Raw genomic sequence first — 23,427 nt, forward strand, 5'->3', positions numbered from 1 at the left:
GGAAACTCACTCCGCCTGCAGGATCTCCGCGATCGCGGCCCCCGCCGCGATCGTACCGAGCGTGCCGCCGACATCGCGCGTCGCCCTGCCCGCTGCTATCGCCTTCGCCACGGCCGCCTCGATCGCGCGCGCCGCTTCCTCGTAGCGGACGGCGCCGGCCTTCTCGCCATGCCAGGCGAGCAGCAGCGCGGTCGAGAGGATCAAGGAGACCGGGTTGGCGACGTCCTGCCCTGCGATGTCGGGCGCCGAGCCGTGCGCGGCCTGCGCCATGGCGTAGCGGTCGCCGACATTGAGCGAGCCGCCGAGGCCGAGGCTGCCGGAAAGCTCCGCGGTGAGATCGGACAGGATGTCGCCGAACATGTTGGTGGCGACGATGACGTCGAAGCGGTCGGGGCTGCGCACCACATGCGCCATCATGGCATCGACCAGGATGTCGTCGACCGCGAGACAGGGATAGGATTTCGCCGCCTCGCGGCAGATGTCGAGGAACATGCCGTCGCCGATCTTGAGCACATTGGCCTTGTGCACGACGGTGAGATGCCTGCGCCGTTTCATCGCCAGCCGACAGGCGGCGTGCGCGATGCGCTCGCAGCACGCCCGCGTGATCCGGCGCAGCGAGATGACGACGTCGGACGTGACCAGGAGCTCGCCATTGCCCTGCTCCATGTTGCGATCGGCGTAAAACCCTTCGGTGTTCTCGCGGACGACGACGAGGTCGAAATCGCCGAGCCTGCCCGGTCGGCCTGGATAGGTGCGCGCGGGCCTGATGTTGGCGTAGAGGTCGAGGTTCTTGCGGAAGTACCTGGACGGATTGATCTCGCCATGCGCCTCGTCCTTGAAGTCGAAAGTCGCGGTCGGCCCCAGGATGAGGCCGTCGGCGCCGCGGACGATGGCGAGCAGTTCGGGGCGCACCGTGGTGCCCGACAGCTTCAGGCTGGCATGCCCGACCGCATGCTCCTCCAGACGCAGATCGAGCTGGAAGCGTTCGGAGGCGGCGCGCAGCACGCCCGAGGTTGCGGCGGTGATCTCCGGTCCGATGCCGTCCCCCGGCAGAACGACGATATGCATGGTGATTTCCTTTCCGAGCGCGGCGACTGACCTTCGCGCATACAATGCATGCAAGCATATGGCTGTGGAAGCCGCCTCAAGCGTAGTACATGGCCTGGGATCATCGAGGCCAAAACCGCCGGAGCGAAGCGCTGAGGCAATGACATCAACGTTACCTGCCGCTGCGCGTAAGCCCGATCATCACGCTGCCGACGGCCTGCCGGCCGAGCAGCGCCGCTGGGCGATCGCCGCGATCTTCACGGCGCTGGCGATGGCCTCGCTCGATACCGCGATCGCCAACATCGCGCTGCCCGCCATTGCCGCCGACCTGCATGTCAGCCCCGAGCAGTCGGTCTGGGTGGTCAACGTCTACCAGATCGCGCTGGTGGCGACGCTCTTGCCGCTCGGGGCGCTCGGCGAGATCGTCGGGCACCAGCGCATCTATCTCGGCGGCCTCGTGCTGTTCACCATCGCCTCGCTGCTCTGCGCGGTGGCGTGGTCGCTGGACAGCCTGCTGGTCGCGCGCACGCTGCAGGGCTTGGGTGCCAGCGGCATCATGAGCGTCAACACCGCGCTGGTGCGCTTCGTCTACCCCGGCCGGATGCAGGGCCGCGGCTTCGGCCACAACGCGCTGGTGGTCGCCACCGCCTTCACTTTCGGCCCGTCGATCGCCTCCGCCATCCTCGCGGTCGGCCCTTGGCCGTGGCTGTTCGCGGTCAACATTCCCTTCGGCCTCGTCGCAACCGGCATCGGCTTTGCGATGCTGCCGAAGACGCCGCGCGCCGATCACGGTTTCGATTTCCTCGGCGCGCTGCTCGCCGCCGTCTGCCTCGGCCTGTTCATCACGGGTATCGGCAGCGCCGCGCACAATCTGTCGCCGGCTCTGGTGGGCATCGAGTTGATCACGGCGCTCGCGCTCGGCTTCATCCTGACGCGACGTCACGCCGATCATCCGGCGCCGATGCTGCCGATCGATTTGTTCAGCCGGCCGATGTTCGCGCTGTCAGCGGCGACCGCGGTCTGCTCCTTCGCCGTGCAAGGCCTCGCCTTCGTCTCGCTGCCATTCTATTTCGAGGATGTGCTGGGGCGCTCGCAGGTCGAGACCGGCTTCTTCATGACGCCGTGGCCGCTGGTGGTCGGCATCATGGCGCCGATCGCGGGGCGCCTCTCCGACCGCCATCCGGTCGGCCTGCTCGGCGGCGTCGGCCTCATCCTGCTCGGCCTCGGCATGGCGCTGCTCGCGCTGCTTCCGGCGAATCCCGGCATCCCCGACATCGTCTGGCGAATCGTGATCTGCGGCATGGGGTTCGGCTTCTTCCAGGCGCCGAACATGAAGGCGATCATGTCGAGCGCGCCGCCGCACCGCGGCGGCAGTGCCTCGGGCATCGTCGCCACGGCACGCCTGACCGGACAGACCACCGGCGCGGCGCTCGCCGCCGCTTGCTTTGCGTTCGCCGGCCATGACGGCGCCACCGTGGCGCTGGCGCTGGGTGCAGGCTTTGCCGCGCTCGGCAGCGTGATGAGCTTTTTGCGGCTGGCGGTGAAGTAAACCGGCTTTCACGGTGCCTTCTGCACCATTGGCCGGCTTACGACTGCCGCCGCATCGAGCGGCTCGCATGTGATCGTCCGTCTCAGTTTTGGCGGACCGTTCCACCCCGCGGTGTCTCTCACCGGCGTGAACGTATCCCCCTTCGGTGCGAGAATGATCGGCTCCGATTTCAGACAGGCATCGGGAAACGCGATGGCATGGCCGGCGCTTTTCGAGAAATGCCCGACCAGCATCTGCGAGGCCTGCATCCGAGCGGCCGGCGAGGCCCGCATCGAACGATCGGGATCGAAAGCGCGATAGCATGGCCAGTCGGTGTGGTGGGCTGCGAATTCATAGGTGATGCGGCAAGCCGCGCCTGCCGATCTGACGAATGGCGCATCCGCAGGCGCGGCTGCGTCGCGTTCGAACACCAGGGTCTGCAATGTCAGCGCTTCCGTCGTCGCGTCGGGCGCGACGGGCTTGCCCGGGTCGATCGCGATGTCGCCACGCGAGAACACCAGCCTGGTCTTGGGTCGAGCGTCCCGGGTCTCCAGCACCATCACGGGCCTTGCGGCCCAGGAGCGGTCCAGCTCCACGTCGGCACCTCCCGACATCAAGCGGACATTGCCCATGGCGGGGTTGTTCCTGGCGAAATCGATCTGCCGAAGGCGCACGGTCTCTTTCGACGCCTCCAGGCTCAGGAAGCGCAAATCATCGACTTTGCGCGTGATCGGCATCATCGGATCGAAGCGATCTTCGATGTTGAACCGGACAACCTTCTTCAGGCTGGCCGACGCTGGTCCTTTGGGCGTGGTCGGCGGCCCGACGTCGATCACGAGGAGCGCTCCTCCCGGTGAATAGGTGTCGCCGAAGGCACGTTGCAAGATCGCCGTCAGCGGCGAAGTCGTCCGCTGGTCGACGTCCCGCGCGAAGACAATCTGTTGTCCGGGACGAATGATCGGAAAGTCCTGAAATGCGCCGAGGGCTGCGCCCTTGCTGACATCGTCTCCGGAGAAGTCGATGCATGCGGACCGGTCGTCGTTCCCGGATCGATCGACGGGCCGGGATGCCGAGCGCGAGCAGAAACTAAGATCGTTGTCGGGTGTCCTCTGCGGGCTGATCGCTGTCGCGTAGATCGGGTCCGGCGCGCCTGGAATTTCCATCGGCAACGGCGACGTCGCGAACATGTCGATCTCCACCATGGTCAGCGACGAGCCGGAATCGATCGAGCACAGATCCCGCCGCGGCAACGTGTTGGTCAGAAGCCGCGCGGCATCGGAACCAACGATGCAGGACATGGTGTCCTGCGGATTGTTCCGGCTCATCCAGATCAGATGATCCTTGCCCGCAGCATCGACCAGCAAATGCGGAGCAGCATGATGGCGCCGTGGCGGCAGCCAGATCGGAACGGTTTCCGACAACATCGGCTCGCGCTTGAGCAACGCCTCCGGCAGTTTCGTCACGCCGACCGAACGCAGTTCGGCGTCGACCTGATTCGGATCCTGCGTATATTCGAACACCGGCAGTTGCCCGCAGGTGATGCAGGTGACGGCAATATCGGATCGAATGTTCTCGAACGTCAGGATGACTTGATCCGGGTCGTTGCGATATTTGACGGGATCGACGGCCTTGAACGGATGATCTACCACCCGGCTGGCCTGGAAGCCGTCCGAGCGGAAAGGATCGGATTCGAACTCGAAATAGGTTGACCGGTCCCAGCCACGAAAGGCGTTGTACCCGCCCATGCTGACACCCGCCAGGACCATCTTCGAGTCGGTCTGGCACCGCGTCGCGCTGCCGGTGCCGCTGCCGTTGCGGATATAGACGCACAGCCGGAACGCCGCATTCTGCAGGATGCGATCGCAATCATTCTGGTTATAGCCGTAGGTGGCGAGGCCATGGCGGTAGCAGAGGTCGTGGAAGACGCAGGCCTGCCGGAACCGCTGCAGCACGAGATGGCGTCTCCCTCGAGAATCGCTGCTTCCGTCGAAAAAGAGGTTGGTTAGCGCAGGAAGGCTGCAATTCAACCCCTCACCACTGCCGCCGATCGTGCTGACGACATCGGGCCCCGATTCAAATGAGGTGACGGTGGCGGGCATCTCCCCGTCGGTGATGTCGTCGACGTTCTTGTAGAGGGAGTCGGCGACGAACGAAGGCAGATAATTGAAGATCAGAACAATTGCGACGATCGCCGCAACCGACCAGCCGATCACCTTTCTGGACATGCCGCACTCCGCTGCCACTGCAACTGGCGTTATCCAGAGAACGATCCCCTTCAGGCTGTCACGCTGTCAAGCGACTGGCTCACAAGTGCGGTCGAGAATTTCGACTTCAGTCCCGGGTGTCAGGCCAGATTTCGTGCCGCGGTCGCGCCATCGGCAAGGACCGGAACAGGCATTTGCTCGTCGAGCGCGGCGAGACGCGCGTCGATGGCATCGATGACCTTGCGCGAGAACGGGCCGAGATGCGCATAGGCTGCGATCATCTGCACTGCGATCCGCGCCGACGAGGTGTCGCGCTTGGCACAGTTCATGAAAGTCTGCCAGAGCGGCCCCCGTGCCTCGGGAATCGCGGTGACCACGCGGTGCACGGTCTCCATCGCACCAACCCGCGCGCGGATGTCGCCGTCGGCGAGCTCATGGCGCTGCCTCGAACGGTCGAGCAAGGTCATCAACTTGTCGACACGGCCTGCATAGGCGGCCGGGCTGTAGATCCGTTCCAGCACGTTCCTGTAGTCCGTCAGTATCTCGCGCAGCGGCCGCACCGGATCGAAATTGATACCGCCGGTGCATTGGTCGCCGCCAGTCGTCGAGGCAAGATCGTGATCGGGATGCAGACGACCTTCCTTGGCCAGACGCCGCGTGAGCTGCGTGTTCGGCAAGGCATAGAGCAGGCCGACCATGGCGACGGGGATCGCGGCCTCCTCGATGAAGTCGACCATGGCATCCGCCATCGAGACCTTTTCATTGTCGAAGCCGACGATGAAACCCGCGGTGACGAGCATGCCGGCGGCATAGATCTTGTGGATGCTTTCGGCGATGTTGCGCCGCGTGTTCTGCTTCTTGCGCATTGCGACCAGCGTCGCAGGATCCGGACTTTCGATGCCGACGAAAATGCCGAAGAAATTCGCCGCCCCCATCAGCTCCAGCAATTCAGGATCGTCAGCCAGATTCACCGAGGCCTCGGTCGACAGCTCGAAAGGATAGCCGTGTGCGCGCTGCCACTCGGCTAATTGGGGCAGGAACTGGCGCAGCGACTTCTTGTTGCCGATGAAATTGTCGTCGACGAAGTCGAGATGACCGCGATAGCCCATCTGGTAGAGCCGCTCGAGCTCGACGAACATCTGCTCGGTCGCCTTGGTGCGCGGCACACGGCCATAGAGCTCGATGATGTCGCAGAACTCGCAGGTGAACGGACATCCCCGCGAATATTGCACCCCGAGATAGAGGTAGTCCTCAAACCTCAGCAGGTCGAACCGGGGCACCGGCGTCTTGGTGACATCGGCCTGGAATTTCGGCGCCGTGAAGACGCCCGAGCGCTTCCCGCTGTCCCAGGCGGCAATGAACTCGTCGATGACGCCTTCGGCTTCGCCGAGCACCTGGAAGTCGGCCTTCTCATAGATGTGAGGGCTTGACGTCGGATCCGGCCCGCCGACCACCACCGGCTTGCCCGCCGCGCGGCACTTGTCGATCAGCCGCAGCGTATCGGCCTGCTGCGGCAGCATGCCGCCGGTGAAGACCACGTCGGCCCAGGCGAGATCCTCATCGCAAAAAGGCTGCGTGTTGCAGTCGATGAGCTTGACCGTCCAGCTCTCCGGCAACATCGCCGCGACGGTGATCAGCCCCAGCGGCGCGGCAGGGCGCCGCACACCCATCAGCTTGCAGGACTCGCCAAAACTCCAGAAGGACTCCGCGGTGAACAGCGGATAGAGCATGAGCACGTTGCAGGGCTGCGGCACGTTTACGGAACTCCCAGGGAACTTTCGAATGCTTGCCATCACTCTAGCAAAGCAGCGCAGCCTTGCACCCCAGTAAAAGGGACAAGCTGTCGCGCGTCGCTGGCGTCCGGACGTCGCGCCAGGCCATGCTGCTGGCGTTCAGGGAGAGGGCGCGACCATGCTATTCGGGAGACTTTCAGAAAGCGCCATAACACCTCCCGCCTCACAATCTTCCCGCAGCCGCGATAATTCTTCGAGGACAACCCTCAGACTCTTGATTTGAACAGTTCCAGTTGGCCGGACAGATTGCGCCGCTGAGTCCATCGGTGGATGGGCCAATCAGGGGACTTGCGATGGCAAACCTAACAATCAACGGAAAAACCTTCATCCTCGACGTCGAGCCGGACACTCCGCTCCTTTGGGCAATCCGCGAGAATGCGGGCCTGACCGGCACCAAATACGGCTGCGGCATTGCACAATGCGGCGCCTGCACCGTGCACGTGGACGGTATAGCCACCCGCTCCTGCGGCATTTCGGTAGCCGAGGCCGAGGGCAAGAAGATCACCACGATCGAAGGGCTCGCCTCCGGCGCTACGCTGCACAAGGTACAACAGGCCTGGATCGCCAAGGACGTCCCGCAATGCGGCTATTGCCAGAGCGGCATGATCATGGCCGTGGCGGCCTTGCTGAACGAGAAACCGAAGCCGACCGACGCCGATATCGACGAGGCCATCACCAATATCTGCCGCTGCGGCACCTTCCAGCAGGTGCGCGAAGCGATCCACACGATCGCAAGCGCGTAAGGAGCCGGCACATGAACAAGCATGTTTCTCCCAGGATAAACCGCCGCGCTTTCGTGATCGGCACCGCCGCTGTCGGCGCCGGCCTCGCCGTCGGTCTCGATATCCCGTTCGGCGGCCCCGCCGTGGTGCGCGCGGCCGACGGCTCGCCCGAGGTCAATGCCTGGGTCGTGGTCAGGCCCGACGACACCGTGGTGATCCGCATTGCCCGCTCCGAAATGGGCCAGGGCTCGCTCACCGGCCTCGCCCAGCTCGTCGCCGAGGAGCTGGAATGCGACTGGTCGAAAGTCACAACCGAATATCCGACTCCTGGTCAGAGCGTCGCTCGCAAGCGCGCCTGGGGCGATTTCTCGACCGGCGGCAGCCGTGGCATCCGCTCCTCGCAGGACTATGTCCGCAAGGGCGGTGCAACTGCCCGCGTGATGCTGATCGAGGCCGCCGCGAATGAGTGGAAGGTTCCAGCCTCGGAGTGCACCGTCGCCAGGGGCGTCATCACCCATAAGGCGTCGGGCCGGACCACGACCTACGGCAAGGTCGCCGAGGCCGCGGCAAAGCTGACCCCGCCGGCCGACGTCAAGCTAAAGGATCCGAAGGACTGGACGATCGTCGGCAAAGGCTTGCTGCGGCTCGACACGGCCGACAAGACCACCGGCGCGATGGTCTACGGCATCGACTTCAAGCTGCCCGGCATGCTGAACGCCGCGATCAAGGATTGCCCGGTGTTCGGCGGCAAGGTGAAGAGTTTTGACGATACCAAGATCGCCGGCATGAAAGGTGTCAAGAAGGTCGTCAAGGTCGGCGATTCCGCGGTCGCGGTCGTCGCCGACACCTGGTGGCACGCCAAGACCGCGCTGGAAACACTGCCGATCGTCTGGGACGAAGGCGACAACGCCAAGGTCTCGAGCGAGACGATTGCGAAATGGCTCGCCGAGGGCCTCGACGATGCGCAACCAGCTTTCGTCGGCAACAAGAACGGTGATGCAAAGGCGGCGATCGCCGGCGCGGCAAAGAAGATCGAGGCCGTCTACAACTATCCGTACCAGAACCACGCCACCATGGAGCCGATGAACGCCACCGCGCTCTATACGGCGGACAAGTGCGAAGTCTGGTGCGGCACGCAGAACGGCGAGGCGGCCTTCGCGGCAGTGCTGGAGGTCTCGGGCCTGCCGGCGGAGAAGTGCGACGTGCACAAGCTGATGCTCGGCGGCGGCTTCGGCCGGCGCGGCACGACGGACTACGTTCGCCAGGCCGTCGCGATCGCCAAGCAGATGCCGGGCACGCCGATCAAGCTGTTGTGGTCACGCGAAGAGGATATGACGCACGGAAAGTATCACCCGGTCACCCAGTGCAAGATGACAGGCGCGTTCGATGCCGACGACAATCTGATCGCGCTGCACTACCGGCTATCAGGGCAGTCGATCCTGTTCTCGGTGCGTCCCGAAGCGCTGCAGAACGGCATGGACCCGGCGGCCTTCCAAGGCGTGGCGCAATCCGGCGAGGCCGCATTCGGCTACGCGGTGCCGAACCTGCTCATCGAGCATTCGATGCGTAACCCGCACGTTCCGCCCGGCTTCTGGCGCGGCGTGAACGTCAATCACAATGCGATCTACGTGGAATGCTTCATGGACGAGCTCGCCCATGAAGCGGGCCAGGATCCGCTCGAGTTCCGCCGCAAGCTGATGGGCAATCACCCCAAGCATCTGGCGGTGCTCAATGCCGTGGCCGAGAGGATCGGCTGGGACAAGCCGGCGCCGCAGGGCGTCTATCGCGGCATCGCGCAGGTGATGGGCTATGGCAGCTATGTCGCCGGCGCCGCCGAAATCTCGGTGACGGACGGCAACAAGATCAAGGTGCATCGCATCGTCGCCTCCACCGATCCCGGTTACGTCGTCAATCCGGCACAGGTTGAGCGGCAAATCGCCGGCTCCTTCGTCTATGGCCTCTCGGCGCTGTTCTACGGCGGCTGCACGGTCAAGGATGGTCGCATCGAGCAGACCAACTTCGATAGCTACAACTCGATGCGCATCAACGAAATGCCGAAGGTCGAGGCGGTGATGGTGCCAAGCGGCGGATTCTGGGGCGGCGTCGGCGAACCGACCATCGGCGTCGCCGCGCCGGCGGTGCTCAACGCCTATTTCGCGGCGACCGGCAAGCGCATTCGATCGGTCCCGTTGCGCGACCAGAACATCACCTTTGCCTGAGAAACGCCGCGGCGGCCATCATGGCCGCCGCGGCATCTTGCCTGGATGATCCTGATGAGCATGCGACCGGTGACACGGCGAAGCGCCGTGCTCGGTATCACCGCTACGGCCGCGACCTTGGCGCGGCCACAGGTCTTGCGCGCGCAGTCGACGGGCCGCGTCGTCGTGGTCGGTGGCGGCTTTGGCGGAGCAGCCTGTGCTCGCGCGCTCAAGCGCGCGCGAGCCGACCTGCAGGTCATCCTGATCGACCCCAATGTGGTCTTCACCGCCTGCCCCTTCAGCAACGAGGTGATCGCGGGCCTGCGCAACATCGAAGCTCAACAGTTCAGCCATGACAAGCTCGCGGCCGAGGGCCTCACCATCGTCGACCAGGCCGTGACCACGATCGAGCCGCAACAGCGCAGCGTCCTGACGGCTGATGGCGTCGCGCTACCCTATGACCGTCTCGTGCTCTCGCCCGGCATCGATTTCAATTTTGAAGCCTTGCCGGGCTATGACGAGATCGCATCGGAAAAGATGCCGCACGCCTGGAAGGCGGGGGCGCAGACGCTGCTGCTGCGCCGGCAGTTGGAGGCGATGGACGATGGCGGCACGGTCGCCATGGCGATCCCTGCCAATCCCTCCCGTTGTCCGCCCGCGCCCTACGAGCGCGCCAGCCTGATCGCCCACTATTTGAAAACGAACAAGCCGCGCTCGAAAGTCCTCATCCTCGATGCCAAGGACAATTTCCCGCAGCAGCGGCTGTTCGAGAAAGCATGGAAGGAGCTCTATGGCGACATGATCGAGCGCATCGGCCTGTCTCAAGGTGGCCGCGTGACATCCGTCGATGGTTCGACCAAGACCATCGTCACGGAGTTCGGCAATTACACCCCTGACGTCGCCAACGTCATCCCACCACAGCGCGCCGGCCACATTGCCGCGGTCGCGGGCGCTGTGGATGCCACCGGCTGGTGCCCGATCGATCCCGTGACCTTCGAGTCAAAGCTCGTCAAGAACGTCCACATCATCGGCGACGCGTGCCTTGGCGGCGGCATCCCCAAGTCGGCATCGGCGGCAAGCGCGCAAGGCAAGGCTTGCGCCGCAGCGATCGTCGCCTTGCTCGGCGGCCGCGCGCCGGAAACACCGCGGCTCACCGGCGTCTGCTACAACATCGTGGCGCCCGGTTATGGTTTCTCGCTTGCCGGCAATTACCAGCCTAAAGGCGATATCTTCGCCGAGGTCGAGGGCGGAGCGATAAGCCCGGTCGATGCGCCGCGCGAACTGCGCGCCCGCGAAGCGGCTGAGGCCGAACACTGGTTTCAAACCATCACGGCGGACACCTTTGGCTAGATCCGACCTTTACACCGCCGTGCTGCTCGTCGGTCTCGCGTTCATCTCCGATACGCACGCGGAAGGACTCGTGCCTTACAAAATCACAGCCGACGGCATTGCGGAATCGCTTACCGGTGCGCCCGGCGACGCCGCGCGTGGACGCGCGCTAGTGGTCGCACGCACCACCACCTGCATCCTCTGCCATTCCGGCCCCTTCCCGGAAACGCGGTTCCAGGGCGACCTCGCGCCTGATCTCGCTGGTGCCGGGAACCGCTGGACGGTGAGCCAGTTGCGACTTCGGTTGGTTGACGCCGCGCGGTTCAACCCGCAGACCATCATGCCCTCCTATTATCGAAACGATGGGCTGGTGCGGGTTGGGCGTACTTTCGCCGGCAAGCCGATATTGTCCGCCGCAGAGATCGAGGACATCGTGGCTTTTCTCGCAACGCTTCGGGACTAGGACTGTTCATGCGAACGACGCGACGACAATTCCTGAGCCTTGCCGGCGGGGTTACGGTCATTCCGATCGTCACCCTGCGGCCGGTCGAGGCGACGCCAGCGATGCTCAACAGCGCGATCCGCAACGTCGTTGGCGAAGCGCCCATTCGCAGCGGCAGGATCAAGCTCGACATTCCACCGCTGGTCGAGAACGGCAACACGGTGCCGATGACGGTGAGCATCGCAAGCCCGATGACGGCGACCGAGTACGTCAAGAGCATTCACGTTTTCAACGAGAAGAACCCGCAGCCGAACATCGGTAGTTTCTATCTCACTCCCGCCTCCGGCCGCGCCCAGGTCTCGACCCGGATCCGGCTCGCCGACACCCAGAAGGTGGTCGCGATCGCGCGCCTCTCCGACGACACCTTCTGGCAAGCTGCCGTCGACGTCGTGGTCACCCTGGCCGCCTGCACTGAGGAGATGAACTGATGGCTGCGCTCATCAACGTTCCGGCGAAAGCCAAGCGCGGCGACATCATCGAAATCCGCACGCTGACCTCGCACATCATGGAAACCGGTTTCCGCCACACCATGGACGGCGCCTTGGTGCCGCGTGACATCATCACGAGCTTCACATGCCGCTACAACGGCATCGAGATCTTTCGCGCCGATCTGTTTCCGGCCATCGCGGCCAATCCTTATTTGTCGTTCTTTACGGTCGCCAAAGAGAGCGGCAAGTTCGAGTTCGAATGGATCGGCGATAACGGCTATTCGTCCACCGCATCGGCATCGATCACTGTCGAATGATATTCCGGCGCGCGATAGCAGTGGCGGCACTTCTTGCCACGGCCCCGGCCCTCCTTGCAGGAGAAATCCCGCCTGATGCACGTCGCTCCGGCTATTCCTTCATGGGGCCTGACACCCGCGCCATGCAGGATGACGACACGTCCAATCCGGGCATGCTGTTCGTGCTCGACGGCGAAGCACTGTGGACGAAGAAGGAAGGCAGCGCAGACAAGGCCTGCGCGGATTGTCACGGCGATGCAAAGAGCAGCATGAAAGGGATCGCGGCACGTTACCCCGCCTTCGACAGGGCATTGGGCCGTCCCGTTACGCTTGACCAGCGCATCAATCTCTGTCGCGCCAATCATCAACACGCCCCGCCGCTGCCTTTTGAGAGCCACGACATCCTCGCGCTGTCCGCATTCGTCGCCCACCAATCGCGCGGCATCGCGATCACCGCAGGGGACCCCCCGGAGGCAAAACCTTTTGTCGAACAGGGCCGCCATCTCTTCATGGAGCGTGAAGGTCAGCTCAACCTGGCCTGCGCAAATTGTCACGACGACAACTTCGACAGGCATCTCGCGGGCTCGCCGATCACGCAAGGGCAACCGACCGGCTATCCGATCTATCGGCTGGAATGGCAGACTCTGGGATCGCTGGAGCGGCGCCTGCGAAGCTGCATGAGCGGTGTTCGCGCCCAGGCCTATGATTATGGCGCGCCCGAACTGGTTGCGCTCGAGCTCTATCTGATGTCGCGGGCCCGCGGAATGCCGATGGAAACGCCGGCAGTGCGACCGTAGCGGCCAAATTAGGGCTAGGCAGGCGCGGAACGGCCGCTAGTATCCCCCCAAAACGAGTCACAGGGAGGGACTGAAGTGGCTGACCACAAAATCTCGCGCCGTACGCTTTTGACGGGCACTGCGGCGGCTGGCGCGCTCAGCTTGACAGGATTGCCGGCGCGCGCCGAGGTGAACTGGAAGAAGTATGCCGGGACCAAGCTGGAGGTGATCCTCGCCAAGGGACCACGCGGCGACAATCTGCAAAAATACGTCAAGGAGTTCACCGAGCTCACCGGCATCCAGGTCGAATCCGAGCAGATCCCCGAGCAGCAGCAGCGGCAGAAATGCGTGATCGAGCTGACCTCAGGACGACCGAGCTTCGATGTCGTCCATCTCAGCTATCACGTGCAGAAGCGGCAATTCGAGAAGGCCGGCTGGCTCGCCGACTTGACGCCCTACATGAAGGATCCGACGCTGACCGCGCCTGATCTTGTCGAGAGCGATTTCTCGGCCGCCGGCCTGCAATACGCCAAGAACGACAAGGGCCAGATGCTGTCGCTACCCTGGTCGGTCGACTATTTCATCCTCTACTACAACAAGGAGCTGTTCCAGAAGAAGGGAGTCGCGGTCCCGAAGACGCTTGATGAAATGGTCGCCGCTGCCGAAAAGCTCACCGATCCGAAGGAAGGCACCTTTGGCTTCGTCGGGCGCGGCTTGCGCAATGCCAACATGACATTGTGGACCAACTTCTTCCTCGACTATGGCGGCGAATTCCTCGATGCCAAGGGCAACATCCTGACCGACGGCCCCGAAGCGATCGCTGCCACCAAGCTCTATCAGACGCTGTTGACGAAAGTCGCCCCGCCCGGCGTCGCCGGCTTCAACTGGATGGAATCCATGGCCTCGTTCACGCAAGGACGCTCGGCGATGTGGATCGACGGCGTCGGCTGGGCGCCGCCGCTGGAGGATCCCGCCGCGTCGCGCGTGGTCGGCAAGGTCGGCTACACCGTCGTCCCCGCCGGACCAAAGGGACAATATTCGGCTACCTACGGTGATGGCGTCGGCATTCCAGCCGCTAGCAAGAACAAGGAAGCCGCCTACCTGCTGTGCCAGTGGATGGTCTCGAAGCAGCAAGGCGCCCGGCTGTTGCAGGCCGGCGGCGGCGTGCCGTTCCGCAACTCGATCCTGAACGATCCCGAAATCCAGAAGGGCGTGAAGATGCCCAAGGAATGGCTGCAATCGGTGATCGACTCCGCCAAGATCAGCAAGCTCGGCCTTCCCGTCGTGATCCCGGTCGCGGAATTCCGCGACATCGTCGGCGCGGCGCTCACCGCGACATTGTCGGGCGCCGATCCCGCCACCGAGTTGAAGAAGGCCAACGACCAATACCGGCCGATCCTGGAGCGTAGCGAAAAGGCGTGAGTGCGTTGACACAGGCGACTCCGGGCGCGGTAGAGTCTGGTGCCGCGCCGGAGAAGGAATTGCGGCCACCGTCCTATTGGCCGTTCGTGGTGCCGGCGCTGGTCGTTGTACTCGCGATCATCATCTTCCCGTGGGTCTTCACCATCTGGATGAGCCTGAACGAGTGGAAGGTCGGCTCGCCGACCACCTTCGTCGGGTTCTCCAACTATTTGCGGCTGACCAGCGATCCCCGCTTCATCGAAGCCATCGGGCATACGCTTGCCTATACCGTGCTGTCCGTGCTGCTGCCGCTCGCGTTCGGCACGTTCGCAGCCGTGGTCTTTCACCAGAAATTCGTCGGGCGCGGCTTCCTGCGCGGCATCTTCATCATGCCGATGATGGCGACGCCTGTCGCGATCGCACTGGTCTGGACCATGATGTTCCACCCGCAGCTCGGCGTGCTGAACTACCTGCTCTCGCTGGTCGGCATTCCCGCGCAGCTCTGGGTGTTTCATCCGGCGACAGTGATCCCCTCGCTGGTGCTGGTCGAGACCTGGCAATGGACGCCGCTGGTGATGCTGATCGTGCTGGGCGGGCTCGCCGCGATCCCGACCGAGCCCTATGAGAGCGCGCAGATCGACGGCGCCAGCCTGTGGCAAGTGTTCCGTTTCATTACCCTGCCGCTGATCATGCCGTTCCTGTTCATCGCCGGCATGATCCGCATGATCGACGCGGTCAAGAGCTTCGACATCATCTTCGCAATCACCCAGGGCGGACCGGGCTCGGCGTCGGAGACGATCAACATCTATCTCTACAGCGTCGCCTTCACCTATTACGACCTTGGCTACGGTTCGGCGATCGCGGTGGTGTTCTTCCTCCTGATCGTCGCCCTCGCGGCCCTGATGCTCTACATGCGCCAGCGCATGCTGTGGAGCGAGATGGCGAGCGACGCATGACGGTAAAGCAAATCATCAGCAAGATGAGCCTGTGGTTAGCGGTGCTCGTCATCGTATCGCCGGCCATCCTGTTCTTCCTCTGGATGCTGTCGCTGTCGCTCAAGTTCGAGGTCGACAACGCCGCCTACCCGCCGGTGTTCATTCCCGAGCATGTCGCCTGGAAGAACTATGCCGACGTGCTCGCCTCCAACCGCTTCGTGACCTATTTCTTCAACAGCCTGATCGTCACCGGGGGCGCGACTGCGCTTGCGCTGATGGTCGGCGTTCCCGCCGGCTACGGCATCGCACGCATGGCCGCGCACAAATCCGCGATCGTGATCCTGATCGCCCGTATCACGCCCGGCCTGTCCTATTTGATCCCGCTGTTCCTGCTGTTCCAGTGGCTCGGCCTGCTCGGCACGCTGGTGCCGCAGATCATCATCCATCTCGTGGTGACGGTGCCGATCGTGATCTGGATCATGATCGGCTATTTCGAGACGACGCCGTTGGAACTGGAAGAAGCCGCCCTCATCGACGGTGCAGGCCGCTGGCAGGTGTTCCGGCACGTCGCGCTGCCGATCGCCAAGCCCGGCATCGCGGTCGCGTTCATCCTGTCCGTAATCTTCTCCTGGAACAATTTTGTGTTCGGCATCGTGCTGGCGGGACGGGAGACCCGCACCCTGCCGGTCGCCGTCTACAACATGATCTCGTTCGACCAGCTGAGCTGGGGCCCGCTCGCCGCGGCCGCACTGATCGTCACCCTCCCGGTGCTGCTGCTGACGGTGTTCGCGCAGCGGCAGATCGTGGCCGGGCTCACGGCGGGGGCCGTCAAGGGCGGGTAGTCACACCTGAAATTGAAATGGCCGGGCCACGCAAGGAAACCGGCCATTTCTCGAAATTGGCCTACTCCGCCGGCGCGGCGTGCATCTCCGGATGCGCGGCATAATGCTCGGTGGCGCCGAGCTTGCTCGCCGCGAACAGGCCGGCGGCCATCACGGCATAGGCGAACGCCACCGCGGGTGTCACGCCAAAGCCGCCGCCGAGGCCGACAGCTTCGCCGTGCATGAAACCGAAGTAAGTCAGCACGGCACCGACCAGTGCGAAGGCCGACGCCTTTTCGAAATCGCGCTCGATGATGAAGACACCGATCGCCCCCAGAATGAGACCGCCGAGGATGGAGCCGCCGCCCATCACCTCGAGGCCGTGATAGAACACGCCCTGCTGGGGCAGCGCGGCGATCGCAGCAGCCTTGACGGCGTCGACCTTGTCGGCGGCGAGGCCTCCGACACTGGTCGCGGCCATCATGGTCGAGCCAAGCATGGTGTCGATCTGGAGCTTGGCCCAGGCGGCGAGGTGCGGCGTCAGCGCCAGCACGATCGCGGGCGCGTGCTTGACCGGCGTTGTCTGGAACGCCTGCGCGCCGATCAGCATGCCGATGTAGAGCAGGATCGGCGAAATCGCGACGACAGGCACCAAGGCCAGCAGCACCGAGATGATGCCGAACCAAGCCAGCACCACCACCATGATCCCGGTCGCGGCCGAATAGCCGATGCGTCCTCCCATCGCCTTCCAGCCGGGATGGCCGATATAGACGGCGTTGATGAAGGGATTGCCCATCATGCAGCCGATCAGGCTGACGACGCCATCGGCGGTGAGCACGCGCGTGGTCGGATATTCGTCGCCGGCCGCCTCCGCGCTCTCGACGTTGTCCATGGCCTCGACCAGATCATAGATGCCGAACGGAATGGCGGTGACGAGGATAACACCGAGGAATTCGAAGCCCGAGAAGACGTAGCCGACAGCGGGAAGCGGCACCGAGAAGCCGAAATTGGCGAAGGCTGCGCCGACACCCGCGACGCTCAACCCGCCGAGACCAAGCCCGAACAGGTTCGAGCCCCAGGCGATGATCATGCCCGCTGCGATGGCGACGAGACCTGCGGGAATGCCCTTCGGATACTTTACGCCGCCGAACCAGCTCACCAGGATGATGGCGAAGCAGACGAGGCCAATCTGCGGCGTCATGTACATCTCGAGCGCCGGCCGCATCGAGATGAAGGTGACGGAGACGCCGGCAAGCGTGCCAAGCAGCGCCGCGCGCGGCGTGATCTTGCGGATGAACGGCGCGATGAAGCCGCCGATCATCAGGATGAAGCTCTGGAAGAACACCCAGACGAGGCCGGCCGACCACCCCTTCAGCGGATCGCCGGTCTTGAGCGTGATCGGCAGCATGATCACGAAGGTGACGATGAACATGTGCGGCACGCTGACGCCAGACGGCAGCGCGCAGACGTCGCTGCGGCCGGTCTTCTGCGCGAGGCGATAGGCGAGGTAAGCGTAGTAGAAGGTGGAAAGGCACATCATCAGCCCCAGCGCGGGCAGGATGCGGCCGAACACGAGGCTGTCAGGCATCTTCAGGACGAAGCGCAGCAGGCCCGTGAGCACCAGCATGTTGACGAGGATGTTGGTGCCGAAGCCGAAAAACGCGTTCCAGTCGCCCGATGTCCATAACGCCGGCTGAAAAGCGGACTTGCCGGCCGTCCCCGTCGATGTGCTCATGATAACGCCCCTATGTGATCGAAACTTTCATCGCCTCCAGAACTGCGGCGGAGTCTGCGACCCAGCCGAAGATGCCGCCCTGGGCCTTGATCATCTTCAGGCCCATCTCGTGAAACTCGGGGAAATAGGATGCGCAACCGTCCGAGACGACGACGCAGCGATAGCCGCGATCATTCGCCTCGCGCACGGTGGTGTTCACGCACACTTCGGTGGTGACGCCGCACACCAGCAGGTTTTCGATGCCGTAATTCCCGAGCACTTCCGCAAGTTCGGTGGCGTAGAACGCGCCCTTGCCGGGCTTGTCGATCACGACCTCGCTGTCGAGCGGATAGAGCTCGGGGATGATGTCGTGGCCGGCTTCGCCGCGGATCAGAATGCGCCCCATCGGGCCGGGATCGCCAATGCGCAACGACGGCGCGCCGCGCTCGACTTTTGCAGGCGGCGCATCGGAAAGATCGGGCAGATGGCCCTCGCGGGTGTGGATCACCAGCATGCCGGTGTCGCGTGCCGCCTTAAGCACCGCGCCGATCGGCTTCACTGCGCGCGCAAGCTGGCTGACATCGTTGCCGAGGGTCTCGCCGAAGCCGCCGGGCTCCATGAAGTCGCGCTGCATATCGATGATGAGGAGCGCGGTAGCGGCCCAGTCGAGCTTGATCGGCTCGGGCTCGGCATTGATGACGCCCAGTGTCGGCTTGGCTGAGTTCAACATGACGCCCCTCGCGAGAACTCTCTTTGCCAGGAGTTCTGCAAGCGGCGTGCCATTGTGTACAATCGCGGAGCCGAACAGGCCGCGGTGAAATTTGCTGTTTGGTCAGAAGTTTACGCTAGCAATCGGCACCTGCTTATTCAATGTGCGACCGCTTTGCGACATGCATCTGCTTAAAGGATGAGCGGCGGTCGCGCACTCTCCACCCGTCATTCCGGCGCGCGACGAAGTCGCGAGCCCGGAATCCATACTCCCGATCGTGGTTATGGATTCCGGGCTCGACGCTTCGCGTCGCCCCGGAATGACGAGCGGAGTAAGTGGGCGAAGCGCGTTCCCACTACCGCCCGGCCCCATAGAGCCGCCCATACTCCTCCTCATACGGAGCATAAGAGTCCTTCAGCGTCGCCATGTTGAGCAGCATCGTCGCCACCACCGCGCCCGCCTTGTCGAACACGCGCGTCTTCACCCAGGCGCTCTCGGTGCGGCGGCTGCCTGAGAGCATTACCACTTCGCGCTCGACCTCGTACTCCTCGTCGACGAAGAGCGGCCCCTTCACCAGACGGATCTCCTGGTCAGCAAAGAGGCCGACAGCGGGTCCCTTCGCCGGCAACGGATCGTCCTTGGAGCGGTACTGAAACAGTACGCTCAGCATCTCCATCGGGATGATCGGCTTGCTCCAAGGATTCTCGCTGCTCGAATAATAGGGCGAGTTCTCGGTGATCACGGCGAGCTTCTGCCGCAGCGAGAAGGGATAGAGGTCACCCATGTTTTGGTCGAACGCCATCCGCACCGTCTGTCGCTTGCTGGTGTGGGCCACCTGCACGTCGCGCAGGATCACGGGATCGGCGAGCGGCTTGAGTTCGGAGAGGCGCGTCTCGAGCGCAGTCGCGACCTGTGCATCGCCGACGGAGGCCGTGCCGCGCAGCACCTCGGTGCCGTCGCGCTTCACCATCTGGATTTGGCACTGGCGCGTTCCGGGCAAAGGTTTTGACAGGATCGCCTGCACCTCCTCGCCCTCATAGCACACGCTGCGATAATGCGCGGAGATACAGCCGCTCTCGAACCAGGCCTGTCCCCACAGCCGCGCGCCGAGCGGGGCGAACTGGCTGAAATGCGTCGGTCCCTCGATGGTGCCGCCCTTGAAGCCGAGCTTCTGCGCGGTGGTATCGTCGTGGATGGAGGCATGCGCGTCGTAAACCTGCGCGTGCAGCATCTGGCGCGGCTGACGCCACGGCCCGATCAGGGCCTCGATTGTCTCGACGATCTCGGTATCGAACGCTCTTGCAGTCATAGGCTCCTCCACAGGCAGCCATGACTAGCAGGCCCGCCACGGATGCGGCCAGCGATATTGACTTCGGGGCTGCATGCTTTTGACTGGCAACATCCGCTTCGCAGATCGCCCGTCTTTCCGCGGCGCAAAATTCCCCACCGGACACGACGACAAGGACTCTTGAAATGACGCTGTTGCAGGTCGAGCTGGACGACAAATACCGGCTCGAATCGAAGCGGATATTCCTGTCCGGTACGCAGGCCCTGGTCCGCTTGCCCATGCTGCAGCGCGAACGCGACCGGCTCCAGGGGCTCAACACCGGCGGCTTCATCTCCGGCTATCGCGGCTCCCCGCTCGGCATGTACGACCACGCGCTGTGGCGCGCCAAGTCGCATCTACAGCAGCACGACATCGCTTTCGTGCCCGGCCTGAACGAAGACCTGGCGGCCACCGCGGTCTGGGGCAGCCAGCAGGTCGGCCTGTTCCCGGGCGCCAAGGTCGATGGCGTATTCGGCATCTGGTACGGCAAGGGCCCCGGCGTCGATCGCTCGGTCGACGCGCTCAAGCATGCCAATGCGGCCGGCACCTCGCGCAACGGCGGCGTGCTGGCGCTCGCTGGCGACGACCACGGCTGTCAGTCTTCGACGCTGGCGCATCAGAGCGAGCAGGTGTTCGCCGCAGCGCTGATCCCCGTGATCAATCCGGCAACGCTGCAGGATTATCTCGATCTCGGCCTCTACGGTTTCGCGCTGTCGCGCTTCTCCGGCTGCTGGGTCGGTTTCAAGGCGATCAGCGAAACAGTGGAGAGCTCGGCCTCGATTGATAGCGATCCTGAACGTATCCAGATCACGCTGCCCGAGGATTTCGAGATGCCGCCCGGCGGCCTCAACATCCGCTGGCCCGATCCGCCGCTGGAGGCCGAGAAGCGCCTGTTCGGTCCGAAGATGGAAGCGGTGCAGGCCTTCGCGCGCGCCAACCAGCTCGACCGCATCGTGCTCGATTCCAAGCCGGCCCGGCTCGGCATCATCGCAACCGGAAAGGCTTACCTCGATCTGCGCCAGGCGCTCGCCGACTTGGGCATTACCGACAAGGACGCGCAGGACCTGGGCTTGCGCATCTACAAGGTGGCCCTGACTTGGCCCCTGGAGGAAAGCGGGGCAAAGCGTTTCGCCGAAGGTCTTCAGGACGTGCTGGTTGTCGAGGAGAAGCGCGGCTTCATCGAAGACCAACTGATGCGCATCCTCTACAACATCGATGCATCGAGGCGCCCGACCGTCACCGGGAAACGTGACGAGCGCGGCGCGCCATTGCTGCCGAGCGAGGGCGAACTGACGCCGACCATCGTTGCTGGTGCGCTGGTGGCGCGCCTGCGCAAGCTCGGCCATCACAGCCCGCTGCTGGAGCAGCGCCTCGCCCGGCTCGAGGCCTTCGACCATCCCGTCACGTCAAATGCGCCGATCAAGCTCGCACGCACGCCGTTTTTCTGCTCGGGCTGTCCGCACAACACCTCGACACGCGTGCCCGAGGGCAGCCGTGCCATGGCGGGCATCGGCTGCCACGGCATGGCCCTGAGCATGCCGACCCGTCGCACCGATCTGATCTCGCATATGGGCGCCGAGGGCGTGAACTGGATCGGCCAGTCGCCATTCACGAGCGAGAAGCACATCTTCCAGAATCTCGGCGACGGCACCTACACCCATTCCGGGCTCCTGGCCCTCCGTGCGGCATCGGCCGCCGGCATCAACATCACCTACAAGATCCTCTACAACGACGCCGTCGCGATGACCGGCGGCCAGCCCGCGGAGGGCGCCTTCAACGTCGCGCAGATCGCGCATCAGGTCTGGGCCGAGGGCGTCAAGCGGCTCGCGATCGTCTCCGACGATCCCGGCAAATACCCTGACGGCAATTACTTCCCGCAGGGCGCGACCATCCATCACCGCCGCGAGCTCGACGCCGTGCAGCGCGAGCTGCGCGACATCGAGGGCCTCACCGTCATCATTTACGACCAGACCTGCGCTGCGGAAAAGCGCCGGCGCCGCAAGCGCGGGCTCTATCCGGATCCCGCCAAGCGCGCGTTCATCAACGAGCTCGTCTGCGAAGGCTGCGGCGATTGCTCGCAGGCCTCCAATTGCGTCTCGGTGCAGCCGCTCGAGACCGAGTTCGGCCGCAAGCGCCAGATCGACCAGTCCAACTGCAACAAGGACTTTTCCTGCGTCGAAGGTTTTTGTCCAAGCTTTGTCACCGTCCACGGCGGCAGCCTGAAGCGCATGAAGACCTCGGCAGTCGATTCCGGCCAGCTGTTCGCCGATTTGCCGCTGCCGCCCACGCGTGAACTGGACAGCCCCTACAACATCCTCGTCACCGGCATCGGCGGCACCGGCGTCATCACCATCGGCGCCCTGCTCGGCATGGCCGCCCATGTCGACGGCCGCGGCTGCTCGGCGCTGGACTTCACCGGCCTGTCGCAGAAGAACGGCGCGGTCATGAGCCATGTGCGCATCGCGCCGAAGCCGGAGGACATCTCCGCCGTTCGCATCACCACGGGCGGTGCCGACGTCATCCTCGGCTGCGACATGATCGTCTCGGCCGGCCCGAGCGCGCTCAGCCGCGCCGAGCGCGGTGCGACCAAGGCCTATATCAACGCCGACCTGCAGCCGACGGCGAGCTTCGTGCAAAATCCGGATCTCGATTTCGAGATGGGCACGATGCAGACCGTGTTGCGTGACGCGGTCGGCGACAAGAACCTCGACATCATCGACGCCACGGGCATTGCCGCGGCGCTGCTGGGCGACAGCATCGCCACCAATCCGTTCATGCTCGGCTTCGCTTTCCAGAAGGGCGCGATCCCGCTGTCTCTGGAAGCGCTGCTGCGCGCCATCGAGATCAACGGTGCGGCGATCGAGATGAACAAACTTGCCTTCACCTGGGGCCGCCTCGCTGCCCACGATATGTCGCGGGTGCGCAGCGTGCTGCAGTTCAAGAGCCGGGCCTCTGCGCCGACCAAATCGCTCGACGACATCATCGCGACGCGCGCCGAGTTCCTGACGCGCTACCAGGACAAGGCCTATGCCGACCGCTACCTCGCGGTCATCGCCAAGGTACGCAAGGCGGAAGCGGCCGCCTCGCCCGCGTCCACGGAGCTGACCGAGGCGGTCGCGAAGAACCTGTTCAAGCTGATGTCCTACAAGGACGAGTACGAGGTCGCGCGGCTCTACACCGATGGCAGCTTTACTAAAAAGGTGTCGGAGAAGTTCGACGGCGACTTCACGCTGAAGTACCATCTGGCCCCACCGATTTTCGCAAAGCGCGACAAGGCGACGGGACGGCTGCAAAAGCAGGAGTTCGGCGGCTGGATGATCCATGCCTTCCGTGTGCTCGCCAAGTTGAAGTTCCTGCGTGGCAGCACGCTCGATCCGTTCGGTCGCACCGAAGAGCGGCGGATGGAGCGCAAGCTGATCCAGGACTACCTTGGCATGATCGATCAGCGGACCGCCGCATTGAAGGCGGAGCACATCCCGCTGCTGGCAAGGCTCGCGCGCGTGCCAGAAACCATCCGCGGATTCGGCCACGTCAAGGAAGCCAACGTGAAGCTGGCGGCGGCCGAGACGGCGCGGCTGGAAGCGGAGCTGGAGAACAGCCGCTTTGCAGCGGCGGCGGAGTAACGAGCCGCCACCACACCCTCGGTGTCATCGCCCGGCGAAGACCGGGCGATCCAGTACTCCGAGACGGTTGTGGT

18 protein-coding genes are annotated in these 23,427 nt (G+C 64.0%); 12 read left to right on the top strand and 6 right to left on the bottom strand.

Annotated features, from left to right (window positions below; translation table 11 throughout):
- Window positions 1-6: 6 nt before the first annotated feature.
- Window positions 7-1,068 carry an isocitrate/isopropylmalate dehydrogenase family protein gene (locus X265_RS27050; protein WP_128967595.1) on the bottom strand — a complete coding sequence of 354 codons (1,062 nt, stop codon included), beginning with the start codon at window positions 1,066-1,068 and terminating at the stop codon, window positions 7-9.
- A gap of 139 nt (window positions 1,069-1,207) precedes the next feature.
- Here X265_RS27050 and X265_RS27055 point away from each other — a divergent pair, with 139 nt between their 5' ends.
- Entirely contained in the window at window positions 1,208-2,596 is a 1,389-nt protein-coding gene (locus tag X265_RS27055; RefSeq protein ID WP_128967596.1) for an MFS transporter, read from the top strand.
- Window positions 2,597-2,604: 8 nt separating this feature from the next.
- On the opposite strand, the gene X265_RS27060 is transcribed toward X265_RS27055, so the two are convergent.
- Together X265_RS27060 and X265_RS27065 are read right to left on the bottom strand one after the other, a co-directional pair.
- Entirely contained in the window at window positions 2,605-4,800 is a 2,196-nt protein-coding gene (locus X265_RS27060; protein ID WP_128967597.1) for a hypothetical protein, read from the bottom strand.
- 119 nt (window positions 4,801-4,919) lie between these two features.
- A complete protein-coding gene (locus tag X265_RS27065; RefSeq protein WP_128967598.1) occupies window positions 4,920-6,572 on the bottom strand; it encodes a B12-binding domain-containing radical SAM protein in 1,653 nt (550 codons plus the stop codon).
- A gap of 293 nt (window positions 6,573-6,865) precedes the next feature.
- Between X265_RS27065 and X265_RS27070 the strand changes: the two genes are divergently transcribed.
- From X265_RS27070 to X265_RS27115, 10 genes are all read left to right on the top strand, one after another.
- A complete protein-coding gene (locus X265_RS27070) occupies window positions 6,866-7,315 on the top strand; it encodes a (2Fe-2S)-binding protein (RefSeq protein WP_164938816.1) in 450 nt (149 codons plus the stop codon).
- 11 nt (window positions 7,316-7,326) lie between these two features.
- Window positions 7,327-9,513, top strand: coding sequence for a xanthine dehydrogenase family protein molybdopterin-binding subunit (locus X265_RS27075; RefSeq protein WP_128967600.1), 2,187 nt, complete (start codon window positions 7,327-7,329; stop codon window positions 9,511-9,513).
- A 45-nt stretch (window positions 9,514-9,558) separates the two neighbouring features.
- Window positions 9,559-10,842 carry an NAD(P)/FAD-dependent oxidoreductase gene (locus X265_RS27080; RefSeq protein ID WP_373291584.1) on the top strand — a complete coding sequence of 428 codons (1,284 nt, stop codon included), beginning with the start codon at window positions 9,559-9,561 and terminating at the stop codon, window positions 10,840-10,842.
- 19 nt (window positions 10,843-10,861) lie between these two features.
- A complete protein-coding gene (soxX, locus tag X265_RS27085; protein WP_128969422.1) occupies window positions 10,862-11,284 on the top strand; it encodes a sulfur oxidation c-type cytochrome SoxX in 423 nt (140 codons plus the stop codon).
- An 8-nt stretch (window positions 11,285-11,292) separates the two neighbouring features.
- Window positions 11,293-11,751, top strand: coding sequence for a SoxY-related AACIE arm protein (locus X265_RS27090; RefSeq protein WP_128967601.1), 459 nt, complete (start codon window positions 11,293-11,295; stop codon window positions 11,749-11,751).
- Entirely contained in the window at window positions 11,751-12,068 is a 318-nt protein-coding gene (gene soxZ, locus X265_RS27095) for a thiosulfate oxidation carrier complex protein SoxZ (RefSeq protein WP_128967602.1), read from the top strand. Before X265_RS27090 ends, soxZ begins: the two co-directional genes overlap by 1 nt.
- Entirely contained in the window at window positions 12,065-12,844 is a 780-nt protein-coding gene (soxA, locus tag X265_RS27100; RefSeq protein ID WP_128967603.1) for a sulfur oxidation c-type cytochrome SoxA, read from the top strand. The genes soxZ and soxA overlap by 4 nt, the downstream gene beginning before the upstream one ends.
- A 75-nt stretch (window positions 12,845-12,919) precedes the next feature.
- Window positions 12,920-14,245, top strand: coding sequence for an ABC transporter substrate-binding protein (locus X265_RS27105; protein WP_128967604.1), 1,326 nt, complete (start codon window positions 12,920-12,922; stop codon window positions 14,243-14,245).
- Window positions 14,242-15,180 (top strand): carbohydrate ABC transporter permease, encoded by a 939-nt coding sequence (locus tag X265_RS27110; RefSeq protein ID WP_128967605.1) that lies wholly within the window; start codon window positions 14,242-14,244, stop codon window positions 15,178-15,180. The genes X265_RS27105 and X265_RS27110 overlap by 4 nt, the downstream gene beginning before the upstream one ends.
- Window positions 15,177-16,001 carry a carbohydrate ABC transporter permease gene (locus X265_RS27115; protein WP_164938818.1) on the top strand — a complete coding sequence of 275 codons (825 nt, stop codon included), beginning with the start codon at window positions 15,177-15,179 and terminating at the stop codon, window positions 15,999-16,001. The genes X265_RS27110 and X265_RS27115 overlap by 4 nt, the downstream gene beginning before the upstream one ends.
- Window positions 16,002-16,062: 61 nt before the next feature.
- Here the strand turns inward: X265_RS27115 and X265_RS27120 are convergent, their stop codons facing one another.
- The 3 genes from X265_RS27120 to X265_RS27130 form a co-directional block, all read right to left on the bottom strand.
- Window positions 16,063-17,715 (bottom strand): regulator, encoded by a 1,653-nt coding sequence (locus tag X265_RS27120; protein WP_128967607.1) that lies wholly within the window; start codon window positions 17,713-17,715, stop codon window positions 16,063-16,065.
- Between the two features lie 10 nt (window positions 17,716-17,725).
- Window positions 17,726-18,424, bottom strand: a complete 699-nt coding sequence (locus tag X265_RS27125; RefSeq protein ID WP_128967608.1) for a cysteine hydrolase family protein — start codon at window positions 18,422-18,424, stop codon at window positions 17,726-17,728.
- 334 nt (window positions 18,425-18,758) lie between these two features.
- Window positions 18,759-19,712: a hypothetical protein gene (locus X265_RS27130; protein WP_164938819.1), complete on the bottom strand. Its 954-nt coding sequence runs from the start codon at window positions 19,710-19,712 to the stop codon at window positions 18,759-18,761.
- A gap of 164 nt (window positions 19,713-19,876) precedes the next feature.
- Between X265_RS27130 and X265_RS27135 the strand changes: the two genes are divergently transcribed.
- Complete coding sequence (locus X265_RS27135; RefSeq protein ID WP_128967610.1) at window positions 19,877-23,353, top strand: indolepyruvate ferredoxin oxidoreductase family protein; 3,477 nt, start codon at window positions 19,877-19,879, stop codon at window positions 23,351-23,353.
- Window positions 23,354-23,427: the final 74 nt, after the last annotated feature.

Origin of the sequence: Bradyrhizobium guangdongense, from assembly GCF_004114975.1 — a bacterium.
GTDB classification, from domain to species: Bacteria; Pseudomonadota; Alphaproteobacteria; order Rhizobiales; family Xanthobacteraceae; genus Bradyrhizobium; species Bradyrhizobium guangdongense.

Coding starts and splice junctions, on each gene's coding strand:
- X265_RS27060 (WP_128967597.1), bottom strand. CDS start 4,800: ATGTCCAGAAAGGTGATCGGCTGGTCGGTTGCGGCGATCGTCGCAATT.
- X265_RS27130 (WP_164938819.1), bottom strand. CDS start 19,712: ATGACTGCAAGAGCGTTCGATACCGAGATCGTCGAGACAATCGAGGCC.
- X265_RS27075 (WP_128967600.1), top strand. CDS start 7,327: ATGAACAAGCATGTTTCTCCCAGGATAAACCGCCGCGCTTTCGTGATC.
- X265_RS27090 (WP_128967601.1), top strand. CDS start 11,293: ATGCGAACGACGCGACGACAATTCCTGAGCCTTGCCGGCGGGGTTACG.
- X265_RS27125 (WP_128967608.1), bottom strand. CDS start 18,424: ATGTTGAACTCAGCCAAGCCGACACTGGGCGTCATCAATGCCGAGCCC.
- X265_RS27050 (WP_128967595.1), bottom strand. CDS start 1,068: ATGCATATCGTCGTTCTGCCGGGGGACGGCATCGGACCGGAGATCACC.
- X265_RS27135 (WP_128967610.1), top strand. CDS start 19,877: ATGACGCTGTTGCAGGTCGAGCTGGACGACAAATACCGGCTCGAATCG.
- X265_RS27080 (WP_373291584.1), top strand. CDS start 9,559: ATGATCCTGATGAGCATGCGACCGGTGACACGGCGAAGCGCCGTGCTC.
- X265_RS27120 (WP_128967607.1), bottom strand. CDS start 17,715: ATGAGCACATCGACGGGGACGGCCGGCAAGTCCGCTTTTCAGCCGGCG.
- X265_RS27055 (WP_128967596.1), top strand. CDS start 1,208: ATGACATCAACGTTACCTGCCGCTGCGCGTAAGCCCGATCATCACGCT.
- X265_RS27065 (WP_128967598.1), bottom strand. CDS start 6,572: ATGGCAAGCATTCGAAAGTTCCCTGGGAGTTCCGTAAACGTGCCGCAG.
- soxZ (WP_128967602.1), top strand. CDS start 11,751: ATGGCTGCGCTCATCAACGTTCCGGCGAAAGCCAAGCGCGGCGACATC.
- X265_RS27115 (WP_164938818.1), top strand. CDS start 15,177: ATGACGGTAAAGCAAATCATCAGCAAGATGAGCCTGTGGTTAGCGGTG.
- soxA (WP_128967603.1), top strand. CDS start 12,065: ATGATATTCCGGCGCGCGATAGCAGTGGCGGCACTTCTTGCCACGGCC.
- X265_RS27070 (WP_164938816.1), top strand. CDS start 6,866: ATGGCAAACCTAACAATCAACGGAAAAACCTTCATCCTCGACGTCGAG.